Raw genomic sequence first — 13,833 nt, 5'->3', positions numbered from 1 at the left:
GCGGCTTTCAGGCGGTGACCGTCGGCAGGCGGTCGCGAACCCACCTGACGATCTGGCCCGCCGTCATTGCGCCGGATGTACGCGCGATTTCGCGCCCGCCATCGAAGAGGATCATGGTCGGGATGCCGCGAATGTCGAGCCTTGCCGCGACGGCCTGCTCATTGTCCGAATTGAGCTTGATCAGACGAACATGCGGCTCCAGCTCGTTGGCCGCAGCCTCATACGCCGGCGCCATCATCTTGCAGGGGCCGCACCAGGGTGCCCAGATATCGACGACAACGGGCAAGCTGCTGCGCGCGATCTGATGATCGAAAATCGCGGCGTCGACGTCTTCGGGATGCCCCGAAAACAGCCGGATCCCGCACTTTCCGCATTTCGCCTCCCTGGCATTGCGGGCCGGTGGCAGGCGGTTGACCCCACCACATTTGCTGCAAACCACCAGATTTTGCTGTGCCATGGCCATTCACCGAACTTGTTCTCGACCACTATGCGCGCCACAGATGTCCATCGCCAAGGGTCCGCAAAGCGTTCAGGATAACCGCCACGTCAATCCCTTCCTGAAGTAGCGCTCCGGCAACCGGCGTGATCTGCCCCATGGCCGCTGCGATCATTGCCAGCCCCGACAGCGCCAGTCCGGCAATGATGCTTTGCAAGGCGATCGATCGCGTTCGCCGTGCAATCCGGACGGCATCGGCGACAGGCAGCAGCCTGTCGGTCAGCACGATGACGTCCGCCGCCTCGGAAGAGGCCGTCGCCCCACGCGCGCCCATGGCGACGCCGACCGTCGCCGCGGCAAGGGCGGGGGCATCGTTGATGCCATCGCCGACCATCATTGTCGGCGCCCTTGCTTTCTCGGCCTCGACCGTCGCGACTTTGTCCGCGGGAATGGCATCGGCGACGATGACATCCAGATCAAGCATGGAAGAAACACGCTTTGCGGCGGCACCGTCATCACCTGTCAGCATGACCATGCGCGTAATGCCAGCCGAGCGCATACTGGCGAGTGTGTCATGGGCATCAGCACGCATCGCATCGCCGAAAGTAAACACGCCGGCAAGTCGTTCACCGAGTGCGACAAAAACCCTGAGCACCGGCTCGTCCCGGTATTTTTCTTCGCCCCCTTTCGCCCAGTTGGGCAGGGGACTGTCGGCGAGCACAAGAGCCCGCGATCCGGCGGCGATCGCGATGTTCTCGACCCGGCCCTTCAAGCCCGCGCCGCGATGCTCGCGGACATCACGCGGATGCGAAAGCACCAGTTGTCTACCGCGCGCCGCCCGAATGATCGAGTCGGCGAGCACATGGTGTGAGGCCTGTTCCAGGGATGCCAAGAGCTGCAGCAAATGGTTCGCGTCACGGCCGGGTGCGGCTTCGATTTCGATGAGCTCGGCGCCACCGATGGTCAAGGTCCCCGTCTTGTCGAACATCGCGGTTCTGACTTGCGCAAGCGCCTCCAGAGCCGCGCTGCCTTTCATCAGGATGCCAGCACGCGCGGCGCGCGATACGCCACCGATGAAGGCAACGGGCGCGGCGAGGATGAGCGGGCAAGGTGTCGCGACGACCAGCACGGCCAGCGCCCGGATTGGATCGCCGGAGATGTACCACGCGGTACCAGCGACCAGCAAAGTGGCTGGCAGCAGGAACAGCGCGAAGCGGTCGGCCATGCGAATGAACGGGGATTTCGCGGTTTGCGCTGCAGCAACCATGCGAACGATCGCTGCATAAGTGCTCTGCTCCGCCAAGGCGGAAGCCCGCATGCTGAAGGTCTCGCCCGCATTGACGGTGCCGCTGCGCAGCACGTCCCTGCGCTCCGCCGTTCCGGCAGGGGTTCTCCGCTGACCGCGGACTCGTCGAGAGAGGCCGAAGCATCAAGCAGGATGCCATCGACGGGGAGCAGTTCGCCGGCCCGGACCAGAAGCTCGTCGCCGACATCAACGTCCTCGACGGAGATGGTTTCTGTCCCCAGCGTTGACGTTCGGTGGGCGACACGCGGCGATCGGTCGGTCAATGCCTTGAGGTTCCGTTCCGCGCGGCCGCGAGCGAAATCCTCAAGCACCGTGCCGCCGGCATACATGATCGCGACCACCACCGCTGCCAAGGGCTGGCCGAGCAGCAGGGCGGCGGACATTGACACCAGCGCAATCGCATCGACACCGAAGCGGCCTATCCAGAAATCACGCAGGATGGAGATGGCGAGAGCCGCCACCACGGGCAAGGTCGCCGCTGTCCAGATCGTGTTGGCTTCAAGGGGACCGAGGCCGGTTCGCCAGACTCCGACACCAATGGCGAGGCCCAGGATGGCAATCACCAGCAATGCGCGCCGCAGGGTGGACTCGTTCATGCCATGCCTTCCGATTCGATCGATGCTCGCCAATTTTCGCAAGCGCTGACGGGCGCGTCGAACTCGTGCGACAGCTAATCGCGATCACCGGAGGAGGCTTTGATCCAACGCAATGAACGGGCAAGATCGATTGGTGACTATCGCCGCGAACGGGAGACATGAGCGGTGACGATCCGAAATCTCGAACATGCGTTCGCCCCGAAGTCGGTTGCCATCTTCGGGGCATCGCCGCGCGACGGCTCGGTCGGCCGTGTCGTTTTCGACAACATCGTCAGGGGCGGCTTCAAGGGCGAGATCTGGCCGGTCAACCCGAAATATTCGCAAGTGGCCGGTCGGCAATGCTATCCCAAGGCGGCCGATCTTCCGGAGGGTCCAGACCTTGGTGTGATCGTCACGCCGCCTGAGACAGTTCCCGCCATCGTGCGCGACCTTGCTGAGAAGGGCACGCGGGCGGCGATCGTGATTACCGCTGGGCTTACGCGCGAGAACGGCCTGCGTCAGGCCATGCTCGACGCTGCCAAGCCCACTGTTTTCCGCATCATTGGGCCGAACACGGTCGGGCTGATGATACCGCCATTGAAGCTCAACGCCGGATTTGCGCATATGGCCGCGAAGCCCGGCAACATCGCGCTGCTGTCGCAATCCGGCGCCATTGCCACATCGCTGATCGATTGGGCGGCCGACAACAATGTCGGGTTCTCCCAAATCGTCTCCCTTGGCGACATGGCGGACGTGGACGTCGGAGATTGTCTCGACATGCTGGCGGGCGATGCGCACACCCGCGCTATCGTCATGTATCTCGAAACAATTCCCGATCCGCGCAAGTTCATCTCAGCCGCTCGTGCGGCGGCGAGGATCAAGCCGGTGATCGCAATAAAATCGGGTCGGCACGAACAATCGGCCAAAGCGGCTGCGACCCATACCGGCGCGCTATCGGGGGCCGACCGTGTCGTCGATGCGGCATTGCTGCGGGCAGGCATACTGCGCGTCAAAGGTCTCACTGAGTTGTTCGATGCGGTTGAAACGACCGCTCGTTTCGTTCCGCTAGAACGAGCCCGGGTCGGCATCGTCACCAATGGCGGCGGCGCCGGCGTGCTTGCCGTCGATCAACTCGTCGAAGGCAACGGGGAACTGGCCGAATTGTCGCCGGAAACGATCGCCCGACTGGGTGCCGTCCTGCCGAGCACATGGTCCCGCGCCAATCCGGTCGACATTATCGGCGACGCCCCGCCTGAGCGCTATCAGGCGGCGATCGAGGCCGTCGCGGCCGATGCCGGAACCGACGTTGTCCTGGTCATGAACTGCCCGACTGGGCTCGGCTCGCCGCTTGCTGCGGCAAGCGCGGCGGCGGCGCTCGCGCAGGACGGCAAGATTGGTGGCAAACCTGTCCTGACCTGCTGGCTTGGCGAACACACGGCGCGCGAAGGGCGACGTGTTCTTCAGGATGCCGGTATTGCCAGCTTCGAGACGCCAGCGGATGCCGCAACGGCCGTCTCCTACCTCAGCGAATGGTCGCGAGCCCAGCGGGCGTTGATGCGCACGCCGTCGAGCCGCAGCGAGGACGTCACGAGCGACCGAGACGCTGTGCTCGCTATATTCAGGCAGGTCGCGGGGGAAGGGCGGCGAATGCTGACCGAGCCCGAAGCCAAGGCAGCAATTTCCGCCTACGGCATCCCTGTGCCCGAGACGATCGTCGCCAAATCTCCTGCCGAAGCGGAGGCGGCCGCCAGCCGGCTCCTCAAGACGTCCGAGCAGGTCGTCGTCAAGCTGCTGTCCAAGGCGATCTCACACAAGTCGGACATCGGCGGGGTGGTGCTCAACATTGCCGATTCAGCTGCCGCAGGAGAGGCCGCACGCACAATCGAGGCGCGCGTGTGCAAGCACGCAACGCAAGCGGACATTGAAGGCTATGCCGTTCAGCCAATGGTTGTGCGGAAACAGACGCAGGAACTCATTCTCGGCATGAGCCGGGATCCGATCTTCGGGCCGGCCATCCTGTTTGGAGCCGGCGGCGTCGCCGTCGAGGTGCTGGACGATACAGCCATCGCATTGCCGCCGCTAGACGATGTTCTCGCCGGTGATTTGATCGACCAAACGCGGATCGGCCGTCTGCTCGGCGGGTTCCGCGATCGCAAGCCGGCGCACCGGCAGGCGATCATCGGCGCGCTCAACGGCCTGTCGCAGATGATCGTGGACTTCCCGTGCCTCGTTTCGATGGACATCAATCCGCTGCTGGCCGACGCCAATGGCGTGATTGCGCTCGATGCCCGTATCGAGATCGAACCGAAGTGCGTGGAGGAGCCTGTGCCGAACCCCGCGCTTGCAATCAGGCCCTACCCGTCAGGTTGGGAGAAGGAAATCTCGGCAGGTGGCGCCCGCTATCATATACGGCCGATCAGGCCGGCGGACATCGCGCTCTATCCGGATTTCCTTACCAGGATTTCGCCTGACGATTTGCGCCTGCGTTTTCTGTCGCCGCGCAAAAGCTTCTCCGACCAGATGTTGAAGCGGCTTACCCAACTCGACTACGACCGCAACATGGCTTTCGTCGCATTGGACACGAGCACTGGCGCGCTGGCGGGCATCAGCCGGTTATCTTGCGATCCCGATCATGTCAGCGCCGAATACGCTTTGCTGGTGCGGACGGACTTGCAGGGGCATGGCCTGGGTTGGGAATTGCTCAGCCAGATCGTCGACTATGCAAGAGCGGATGGTATCCGCCGCATCGAAGGCATCGTGCTGAGCGAAAACAGCAAGATGCTGGCCATGTGCCGCGAGTTTGGCTTCTCGATCACGCATCTTCCGAACGAGCCCGGCCTTGTCGAGGCCAAGCTCGAACTCAGTTGAGATTGATCGTCCGCACCCAGTCAGGACGCTGTGCGCAGGATCTCGGAAGCATCGTGCACGCAACATCTCCTCAATTCGGAGACAATGTCGACGAGCTGTCGGTCGGAGTCGGTCCTGCGCCAACTGGCCTGGCTGGCCTTGCGCTGCAATTGCCGCGAGAGGATATCTATCGTGGCGTCCGAGGGGCCGCCCTTGCGTTCATTGACCCGCCGCCAAAGGACGAGTGGATCCGCCTCCAGCCAGAAAGCGGAGAATGCGATACCTCGGTCGCGCGCTGCCTTTTCGATCCGCTCACGATCGGCCGGTCTGTCGAAAACCGCATCTGCGACAACGGAGCCGCCCTCGGAGAGGATCAGGCCGGCGCGCCATGCCATTTCGTTGTAGACCCGTTCGGACACCTCGGGGCGATAGGCCTTGTCCGGCAGCCTGGTCTCGGCGGGCACGCCGTGCATCGCCTTGCGGATGCGGTCGCTTTCGACAATGCGTGCGCCGGGCGGCGCTCCGACATAGGCAGCGAGCGCCTCGGCAATGGTCGTCTTGCCGGAACCACTGAGGCCGCCGATGGCAACGAGCCGCGGTTCTGTCTCCTGGAGAAATGTCAGGGCCAGTTCGAAATAGGATCTCGCCTCGGCAATCAGCTTGTCGCTGTCGGCACTGCCTTCCTCGACCTGCGTTGCGGTGACATGAGCGCGCACGGCAGCCCGCACGGCCATGAAAAGGGCAGCAGGATGAAACCGTCTTCATCGTCGGCCTCATCGAGATAGCGGTTCATCACGAGATTGGCGGGCTGGGGAAAACCACGATGCCAGAGGTCCATCAACAAGAACGCAAGGTCGTACAGAACATCGATGCTGGCGATCTGGTCATTGAATTCGATGCAATCGAAGAGGCGAGGCTCGCCATCGAAAATGCAGATGTTGCGCAGGTGCAGATCGCCATGGCACCGTCGGATCTTGCCCGCGGCCTCCCGGCGGTCTAGCAATCCGGCATGCCGGGCAAGCGCGGTGCGGAAGGCCCCGGCAAACGTCTCGATCTCCCGTTTTGCAAAAACATGGCTGGTGCCAAAGCCGGCCTCGTTGATGTCGAGAACGCCCATCAAATTGAACGAGCCGGTGCCATTGTGGATCTTCGGCGCGGCACGGTGATATCCCACGATCATGCGTGCGACGGCCGTCATCAGCGATGGCGTCAGTTCTCCTGCGGTCGCCATCCGATCGAGGAGCCTCGACTGATCAAACCGGACCATCTCGATCACCGCATCGCCCATTTGGCCAGCGCCATCGAAAACGAGTTTGCCGTCGGCTTCGCGGGTAATGCGCCGCACGCCCAGATAGAGGCCGGGTGCGGTCCTGGCGTTGAGTTCCACCTCTTTTTCGCAAGCGGCCAGCCTTAGTGCTGGCGTCGAGAAATCGACATAGGGCAGCTTGACCGCCCGTTTCATCTTAAAGGCACGTCCACCGATCAAGAAAATTCGCGAGATATGAGTCTCGATCGCTTCGACCGATCCGGTCATGCCAAAGGAGACGGGATCAAGCAGGAACGCGATGGCGGATTGCTGCTCGTCAACGACCATGTCCGGCCTCTTCGATGCTGGCGTCGTGCGGAGACTGTTTGCGCCTTCTGTTTTCATTGCTGCAACGTCTCGACATAACCGGCCAGATCATGGATCCGTTCCCTGGTGACGATTTCCCCGGCATTCGGGCCATATTTCTTCACGTCACCCGGAAGGAATTGCCGGCCCCAGACCGGCATGTCGCGATCGCCATGCGCCGGCACCATGCCGCGGCCGTCGATGACGGCAAAGACGCGCCAATAAGGGAATTCGCCGCCATTGCGCCTGGAGAGGCGCGTCAGGTCGCTCGGCCGCTTCAACAACTCGTCGCCCAACGGGCCGTCCCCCTTGCCTTCAGGGCCATGGCAGACGGCGCATGAGTTCATGTATTCCGCCTTGCCGTTGCCGAGTTCCTGGGCGCCAGCCGCGTTGAGGGCCAATCCCGCCAAAATCGCCGCGATCAGGAATTTCATCTGCGTTTCCCCGATTGATCGACTGAAACCTACAGCCCTGGTTTGCGAGTGCGTTGATGCGGATCAAATGCCGCCGCGGTCGCGGTGTTTGATTCAGCGCAATGAACGCATCGGGCACCCTCGCTAATGACTGAAACCACGACTGATCCTTCAATCGAAATCAGGAGTTGCCGCCGTGACTTTCAGGACATTGCTTACGGTTACCGGGCCGAACCAAGGTGAAGGTGATCTAAAGCTAGCCGCCTCGCTGTGCGAACAGGTCGGCGCCCATCTCTCCGTGCTCGTTCTCGAGCTTGCCGCGCCGCCCTCAGGCGGCGAGTATGCCGCTGTCGTTTCGCCAGCCTGGCTGGAGGAACGCCAGGCCGAGCAGAAAAGGCTCGAGAAGAGAATTTCGGATGTCGCCGGCTTTCTCTCCCAGACCGCCGTATCGGCCGATCTGAGCGACGACTATCCCGACATGGGATGGGCGGACGACGTCATCGGAAGGCGTGCCCGCTACGCGGATCTGACCATTCTCGGACCAGATCTGCTGGCAAGCCATACGCTGAAGGATAAAGTCATCGAGGGCACGCTGTTCTCATCGGGAAAGCCCATTTTGTTCGTTCCCGAAGGTTCGCGCCCGACGCTGAAGCCGAAACGCATCCTCGTTGCATGGGACGCCCGTCTCGAGTCATCGCGCGCCGTCCGCGAGTCGCTCGATATGCTGAAAGGCGCCGAAGATGTGCGCCTTGTCATCGTCGATCCCATTGAAAATGAGTTCCATCATGGAGAGGAGCCCGGTGCAGATGCCGCGGCCTATCTTGCCCGACATGGCGTGAAGGTTACGGTCGAGCGGCTGCCGAGCGCGAACCATTCGGTTGCCGACGTGCTTCGCCAGCATGCCGGCGACGTTGCGGCCGAGCTGATGGTCATGGGCGCCTATGGTCATTCCCGGTTGCGCGAGCGGATTTTCGGCGGGTCACCAAGTCGATGCTCGAGGGTCAATCGCTGCCGGTCTTGATGGCGCGATAGCAATTCGACGGCGGAGAAAGGGCCGGTGCAGATTGCGCCGGCCCTTTTCATTTCTCGCAGGACTTGAGGGGCGACTACTCGCTCGCTTCTCGTCCGGATACCTGCTCGATCAGGATCCGAAGAAAACGTGCGGTGCACTGTCGGCTGTGGGAGGAGCGACGGGCTTGAGCGCGCCAGGTTCCCACCAGTCGGAGTGCTTGCTCAAGACCGACCAGGCATGATCCCGCTGAAGCTTGTGGCCGATCCGGTCAGGCAGTTCTTCATACCGGCCATCGACAACGACGCTTTTCCATCCTCGCCCCTGGCCATGTTCATCGACCTGGACAGACACCAGCGGATTGGCCCGCATCCATTCGATCTTTTTGCCCGGCATGGAAAACGCGTAAAGATGAGCATCCGAATGGGCGTAGTAGAAGGGCACGACGTAGGGCTGCCCATTCTTTGCGCATGCCAGGCGACCCACGCGATTGGCCGTCAGCAATTTGGTACATTCCAAAGCAGAAAGCGTGCGGACCTGCATTAGTGCGATCTCCTGTTCTTTACGGCCTTTGAACTAGGCCGGAAACGTGCCGCTGGCCAATTTTGTACAGCAGGGCAGCCTCGTCCATAGCGGAGATAACGTCGTTGTCAGAGAGCTGCGGGAACCGCAGATAGTGGTGGCCCAAGGCCCGGAACTGTCCCGGCTGACTAAGGCAGACCACACGGTCCGCTTCCTGTTCCAGCGCGGCGACCGTCTCTTGCGGTGAAACGGGAACTGCCACGACGATTTCCCTCGGTGACCGCCGCTTGAGGGCGCGGATCGCGATTTTCATGGTCGTACCGGTGGCGGCCCCGTCATCGACGATGATCGCCGTCTTTCCCGCGATCGACATCGGTTTGGTCTTACCTCGATAGGCAACGCGCCGGCGTTCGAGTTCTGGACGCTCATTTGCAATCAAGACACGTAGCTCACCTTCGTCGAGCGCGTAGGTCTCGACGATCTCTCGGTTCAATACGACCTCGCCAGGGTCGCCATCGACGATTGCGGCAACAGCCATCTCGGGATTGCCCGGGGCGCCCACCTTGCGGACGATAAGCAGGTCAAGAGGAGCGTGGAGGGCTTTGGCCACTTCCACTGCGACGGGCACGCCGCCACGCGGTAATGCCAGTACGATGGGGTGATGCAATTGAAGCCTGCTCAGTTCCAGGCCAAGCTTGACTCCAGCGTCTTCCCGGTCGCGGAACATCGGTCAATCCACCGGCCACAGTTTTCGCAGCGACTTCTTCATCGAGTTTTTGACCTGTACGATCTCGCCATGCGAAATGTGACGGTCGAGAAGCTTGAAAACGGCACTGATCGCGACATCGAAATCGATCTCCTCATCGTAGCCGAAACTGTTTCTGACGCTGATAATAAAGTCGCGCTTGGTGCGCTCATGCGCAGGCACCGCGGGGTTCCAGCCTTCGAAATAGATGCCGCGGACCAAAACAGGCAGTTGCGCCGAGAGATCGGCCATTTCTGCTGGCGAAAGCCAATCCCGCACCGTGTGTAGAACGGATCTCAGGAGACGGCACGCGCTCGGTTCGCTCCAGCAGAGGTCCTTGGCGAGCTCCTTGACCCATTGTTGAGCCTGCTGGCCAGCGTGCGTGAAGTCAGCAAAGGACGTGTGGGAAATATGACCCATGGCGGATGCTCCTCGAAGATTTGAACTCCATTCTCAGGCATCGAAAGGCTTTGAGCATTGAGCAGGATCAAATCGTTCAAAAGTGCATCGCCCCGATTGTTTTTCCACCGCCGCCTCGACCAGTTCGAGTAGGCTGCGCACCGGCTGGCAAAGGGGACGAAGACCGTTTGGGCAGGCGGCGGGTTTCAGCCGCCGGATTTCTGCACCAGCAGTGGAACAATCCGATCGCTCTTGGCGACAGTGGGTCGACCGGCGGAGCCGTAGGGAATGCCGAGCGCATCCCATGTCTCGACCAGCGCGTCCTGCAGTCCCGCGATCAGCGCATCCGAATGGAACGGCGTCGGCGTGATGCGCAGACGCTCGGTGCCGCGCGGCACGGTCGGGTAGTTGATCGGCTGGATGTAGATGCCATGAACGCCGAGCAGGCGGTCGCTGGCCATCTTGCAAAGCTCGGGATCGCCGACCAGCACCGGTACGATATGGGTCGGAGACTCCATCACCGGCAGGCCGGCCGCCGAAAGGATCTGCTTGGTGCGCGCTGCCTGCTGCTGCTGGGCGTCACGCTCGGCTTGCGAGCGCTTGAGATGGCGGATCGATGTCGTCGCCGCGGCGGCGATCGCCGGTGGCAGCGCCGTGGTGAAGATGAAGCCCGGCGCATAGGAGCGCACCGCGTCGATCACCGCACTGGTGCCGGTGATGTAGCCGCCCAGCGTTCCGAATGCCTTGGCCAGCGTCCCTTCGATGATATCGATCCGGTCGGCCAGGCCCTCGCGCTCGGTGATGCCGCCGCCGCGCGGTCCGTACATGCCCACAGCATGGACCTCGTCGATATAGGTCATGGCGCTGTAGCGCTCGGCGAGTTCGACGATCTCCCGGATCGGCGCGATGTCGCCATCCATCGAGTAGACGCTTTCGAAGACGATCAGCTTGGCCCGTTCGCGCCCCGCCGCCTGCAACAGGCTTTCCAGATGCGCGACGTCATTGTGGCGGAAGATCTTCTTCTCGGCGCCCGAGCGCCGCACGCCTTCGATCATCGAAGCGTGGTTCAGTTCGTCCGAGATGATCAGGCAGTTGGGCAAAAGCCGGGCGATGGTCGAGATCGAGGCTTCATTGGAGACAAAGCCGGAGGTGAAGACCAGCGCCGCGTCCTTGCCGTGCAGGTCGGCAAGCTCGTGCTCGAGTTCGACCAGCGGGCTGGACGTGCCGGAAATGTTACGGGTGCCGCCGGCGCCCGACCCCATCTTGCCGGCCGCATCCTGGAACGCGGCGATGACATCGGGGTGCTGGCCCATGCCGAGATAGTCGTTGGAGCACCAGACGGTGATTTCCTCGGCGCGGCCATTGGAGCGCCAGATGGCGCGCGGAAACTTGCCCGCGATGCGCTCGAGGTCGGCGAAGACGCGATAGCGACGCTCCGCATGGAGTTGGTCGATCGCTTCTTCGAAGAACCGCTGGTAGTTCATAGCCGAATTTCCTTTGCCTGTTGAGCGCTCGGAGGTGCGACCGTACCGTCTCCGCTGCTTGGAATCTCATCCATTGGCGTAGCGACGGCGCGAGCCACTTACCAAGTCTTGTCGGCTGCGTGGCCGTTCCGTATGACCGCGTCTGCTCGCGGTTTCTTGCGCTGCGGGTTATCGGCCAAACCGAACTTGGCAAGGGTTAGACGTAACCGTTTGCGGGAACGGACGACCTTGATTCAGGTCAAAACCGCGGCCCGGAGGTGTCTCCTTCCTCAATTCGATATGAACCGATGCAATGATCCGCTTCGCAGCACCGAACGTGTCACGCCCCCAAAGGTCATTTCACGGACACGGCTGTGGCCATAGCCACCAAGGACAATCAGATCAGCCGCGATCTGCCGACCAATTTGAAGGAGCAAGTCCTCCGGTTCGGAACGGTGCGCATCCAAAACTTCCGGACGCGCTCTCACTCCATGCCGTGCCAGGAAGAGCTCGACGTCTGCGACGTCGTCCCGAGACGCGTGGTTTTCACGGTCCACGGACACGATCACAACATCCCTGGCCTCGATCAGAAGGGGCATGGCGTCGACGACGGCGCGGCGAGACTCGCGCGTGTCATTCCACGCAATCAGGATGCTTTCGGCTCTTATCGGCGCAAGGGGTTCCGATGCCACGAGTATCGGGCGGCCAGCCGCAAGGATGAGACTTGCCGGATCCAGCATACGATGATGGTCGACCAACAGGTCGGCCGCCGGCGAACCAGTGAGGATCAAGTCGGCGGCACGCGCATTGAGTGCGAGTTGGCGAGTCGGATTGCCTACCTCTCCGCGCCACGAGGCACGATTGCTGCCATTGACGATGCTCAGGAATTCGTCTCGCAGGCAGTCGAGGCGACCTTCTATCTCCTCTACCTGACACCACAACGCCTTGGTTGCTGCCTGGTCGTCGGTGCCGGTTGGCACGACAAAATGCGGCTCGGCGGCGCAGAAGCCAATGAGGTCGGCCTCAAGCCGTTGAGCAAGATCCCACGCCATCGCGATGCGCGGCGCTGCGATGGCGTCCACGTCCAGTTGAACCATGATCGTCTTGAAAGCCATCGCGTCAATCCATCTGCGGTTGACGCGACTTGGCCATCAAATAGAGGGGAGCACCTTGATGCGGGTCAAACGCCGCAACGAGACCGGTTGGTGCCGGGATGCTCGTGCAGTCCGGCAAGGCCATTGGGGTTGATCCTGATCAAGGACATGACGATGAACGGCGTCAACGTTGCGCTGTGGAGATTTTGTTTGCATGCCTCAGAACGGAGTAGTCGATTATGCACACTCAGCCCGAGCCATCGTCATTCGGCACACAATTGTCGCCGATAGTGGGAAATGGCCAGAAGTTCTTACTTGCTGCCGCGTCTCTTCAAGTGCACGCCTTCAAGGCGATGATGCGCTATAACGTCGAAACGCTGGCATTTCTGAAGCATCGTTGCGAACAGGAAATCAAGCTGGCCGACGATCTCATCACCTGTCCGGAGTTCAATGACGCTTTCGACATCTTCTCTGCTTTCTCCAGAATGCGACATCGCAATACGTCAGCGAAGCCGGCAAGGTCGCCACACTGGCCTCCAGGCTTGCTTCGGAAACGGCCAACCGGGTCCGCGAGAAAGCCAGAACCGCGATCGAGGACGCAGCGGCGAAGACAGTCGCGTAGATCGGCAATGCGGAGGTCGTCAGACATGAACAGGTTTTGCGGGCGTCGTCGTCTGCCGGCTTCCGTCCTTGCACTGATGCTGCTCGGATATGTGCACCCAGCCCGTGCCGATAGCTTAACGGATCACGGGAAGGCGTTGGTGGAAGTCAATTGCGCCCGCTGCCACGCCATTGGAAAAACCGACAAGAGCAGTCATCCCGACGCCCCGGCGTTTCGCACCTTGTCAAAGCGCTATCCGATCACTGATCTCGAGGAAGCCCTCGCCGAGGGGATTTCGACTGGCCATCCGGACATGCCTGAGTGGATCGCCAGCCCCGACCAGATCGATGCAATAATCGCTTACATCAGCACCTTGCAGAAACCGTGATCGGAGCTGCGGACGCAGCGGCGACCGAGCCCGATGCCCTCCTTGAGGCTACAAGTGAGGAATGAGCGCAATCAACCCGGTGAGGCGTCCTCACCGGGCCAGACTTCCAGCGTTGCCAGAATCGAGCCTGGTTCGATGACGGTATTCGCGGTGGCGACAATCGTCGCGCGGCCACCTGCCGGCGCTACAATCTCGTGCAGCGCGTCTTCAACGCGAACTTCGGCTATCCGTTCGCCGGCCTTGATTGTGTCGCCGCTCGTAATGAACCAGCGCTCCAGGATGCCTTCCGGCAACATGCTGGAGGCCCACAGGGCTTCATCGACCTTGATATAGTGCATCGCAATTCTCCCTATGCCGTCTGATGATATGCGCTTGCGCAGCACGGTCCTTGATCCCGATCAATCGGCGTCCAGCGCAGAGTGC

At 61.7% G+C, this 13,833-nt stretch carries 10 protein-coding genes and 4 pseudogenes; 3 read left to right on the top strand and 11 right to left on the bottom strand.

Annotation, left to right across the window (positions count from 1 at the left end; genetic code table 11):
• Positions 1–7: 7 nt before the first annotated feature.
• The 3 genes and pseudogenes from trxC to AC0V8S_RS34090 form a co-directional block, all read right to left on the bottom strand.
• The gene (gene trxC, locus AC0V8S_RS34100) at positions 8–457 is read right to left on the bottom strand and encodes a thioredoxin TrxC (RefSeq protein ID WP_475436016.1); all 450 of its coding nucleotides are present in this window, start codon (positions 455–457) and stop codon (positions 8–10) included.
• A 28-nt stretch (positions 458–485) separates the two neighbouring features.
• Positions 486–1,754, bottom strand: coding sequence for a heavy metal translocating P-type ATPase (locus AC0V8S_RS34095; protein ID WP_475436014.1), 1,269 nt, complete (start codon positions 1,752–1,754; stop codon positions 486–488).
• A 104-nt stretch (positions 1,755–1,858) separates the two neighbouring features.
• Positions 1,859–2,071: pseudogene (locus AC0V8S_RS34090) on the bottom strand (P-type ATPase actuator domain-containing protein); the annotation flags it as partial.
• 432 nt (positions 2,072–2,503) lie between these two features.
• Here AC0V8S_RS34090 and AC0V8S_RS34085 point away from each other — a divergent pair.
• The gene (locus AC0V8S_RS34085) at positions 2,504–5,185 is read left to right on the top strand and encodes a bifunctional acetate--CoA ligase family protein/GNAT family N-acetyltransferase (protein ID WP_475436012.1); all 2,682 of its coding nucleotides are present in this window, start codon (positions 2,504–2,506) and stop codon (positions 5,183–5,185) included.
• 20 nt (positions 5,186–5,205) lie between these two features.
• Here AC0V8S_RS34085 and AC0V8S_RS34080 read toward each other — a convergent pair.
• Together AC0V8S_RS34080 and AC0V8S_RS34075 are read right to left on the bottom strand one after the other, a co-directional pair.
• Positions 5,206–6,758, bottom strand: a pseudogene (locus AC0V8S_RS34080) (bifunctional aminoglycoside phosphotransferase/ATP-binding protein).
• A 53-nt stretch (positions 6,759–6,811) separates the two neighbouring features.
• On the bottom strand, positions 6,812–7,210 hold the full coding sequence (locus AC0V8S_RS34075) for a c-type cytochrome (protein WP_123169985.1): 399 nt from the start codon (positions 7,208–7,210) through the stop codon (positions 6,812–6,814).
• Between the two features lie 175 nt (positions 7,211–7,385).
• Between AC0V8S_RS34075 and AC0V8S_RS34070 the strand changes: the two are divergent.
• A pseudogene (locus AC0V8S_RS34070) lies at positions 7,386–8,221 on the top strand (universal stress protein).
• A gap of 74 nt (positions 8,222–8,295) precedes the next feature.
• Here AC0V8S_RS34070 and AC0V8S_RS34065 read toward each other — a convergent pair.
• From AC0V8S_RS34065 to AC0V8S_RS34045, 5 genes and pseudogenes are all read right to left on the bottom strand, one after another.
• Positions 8,296–8,741: pseudogene (locus AC0V8S_RS34065) on the bottom strand (pyridoxamine 5'-phosphate oxidase family protein).
• A gap of 19 nt (positions 8,742–8,760) precedes the next feature.
• Positions 8,761–9,447, bottom strand: a complete 687-nt coding sequence (locus tag AC0V8S_RS34060) for a phosphoribosyltransferase (protein WP_475436010.1) — start codon at positions 9,445–9,447, stop codon at positions 8,761–8,763.
• Positions 9,448–9,450: 3 nt separating this feature from the next.
• Complete coding sequence (locus AC0V8S_RS34055; protein ID WP_475436008.1) at positions 9,451–9,885, bottom strand: DUF2267 domain-containing protein; 435 nt, start codon at positions 9,883–9,885, stop codon at positions 9,451–9,453.
• Positions 9,886–10,070: 185 nt separating this feature from the next.
• The gene (gene hemA, locus AC0V8S_RS34050) at positions 10,071–11,348 is read right to left on the bottom strand and encodes a 5-aminolevulinate synthase (RefSeq protein ID WP_475436007.1); all 1,278 of its coding nucleotides are present in this window, start codon (positions 11,346–11,348) and stop codon (positions 10,071–10,073) included.
• Between the two features lie 269 nt (positions 11,349–11,617).
• Complete coding sequence (locus tag AC0V8S_RS34045; RefSeq protein ID WP_475436006.1) at positions 11,618–12,442, bottom strand: universal stress protein; 825 nt, start codon at positions 12,440–12,442, stop codon at positions 11,618–11,620.
• Positions 12,443–13,119: 677 nt separating this feature from the next.
• On the opposite strand from AC0V8S_RS34045, the gene AC0V8S_RS34040 reads away from it, so the two are divergent.
• A complete protein-coding gene (locus tag AC0V8S_RS34040; protein WP_475438751.1) occupies positions 13,120–13,410 on the top strand; it encodes a c-type cytochrome in 291 nt (96 codons plus the stop codon).
• Positions 13,411–13,481: 71 nt separating this feature from the next.
• Here AC0V8S_RS34040 and AC0V8S_RS34035 read toward each other — a convergent pair whose 3' ends face one another.
• Positions 13,482–13,793: a lipoyl domain-containing protein gene (locus AC0V8S_RS34035; protein ID WP_475436004.1), complete on the bottom strand. Its 312-nt coding sequence runs from the start codon at positions 13,791–13,793 to the stop codon at positions 13,482–13,484.
• Between the last annotated feature and the right edge of the window lie 40 nt (positions 13,794–13,833).

Source organism: Mesorhizobium oxytropidicola (genome assembly GCF_056174625.1).
Note: the sequence above shows the minus strand (reverse complement) of the source record. Positions and strands in the feature narration are given on the sequence as shown.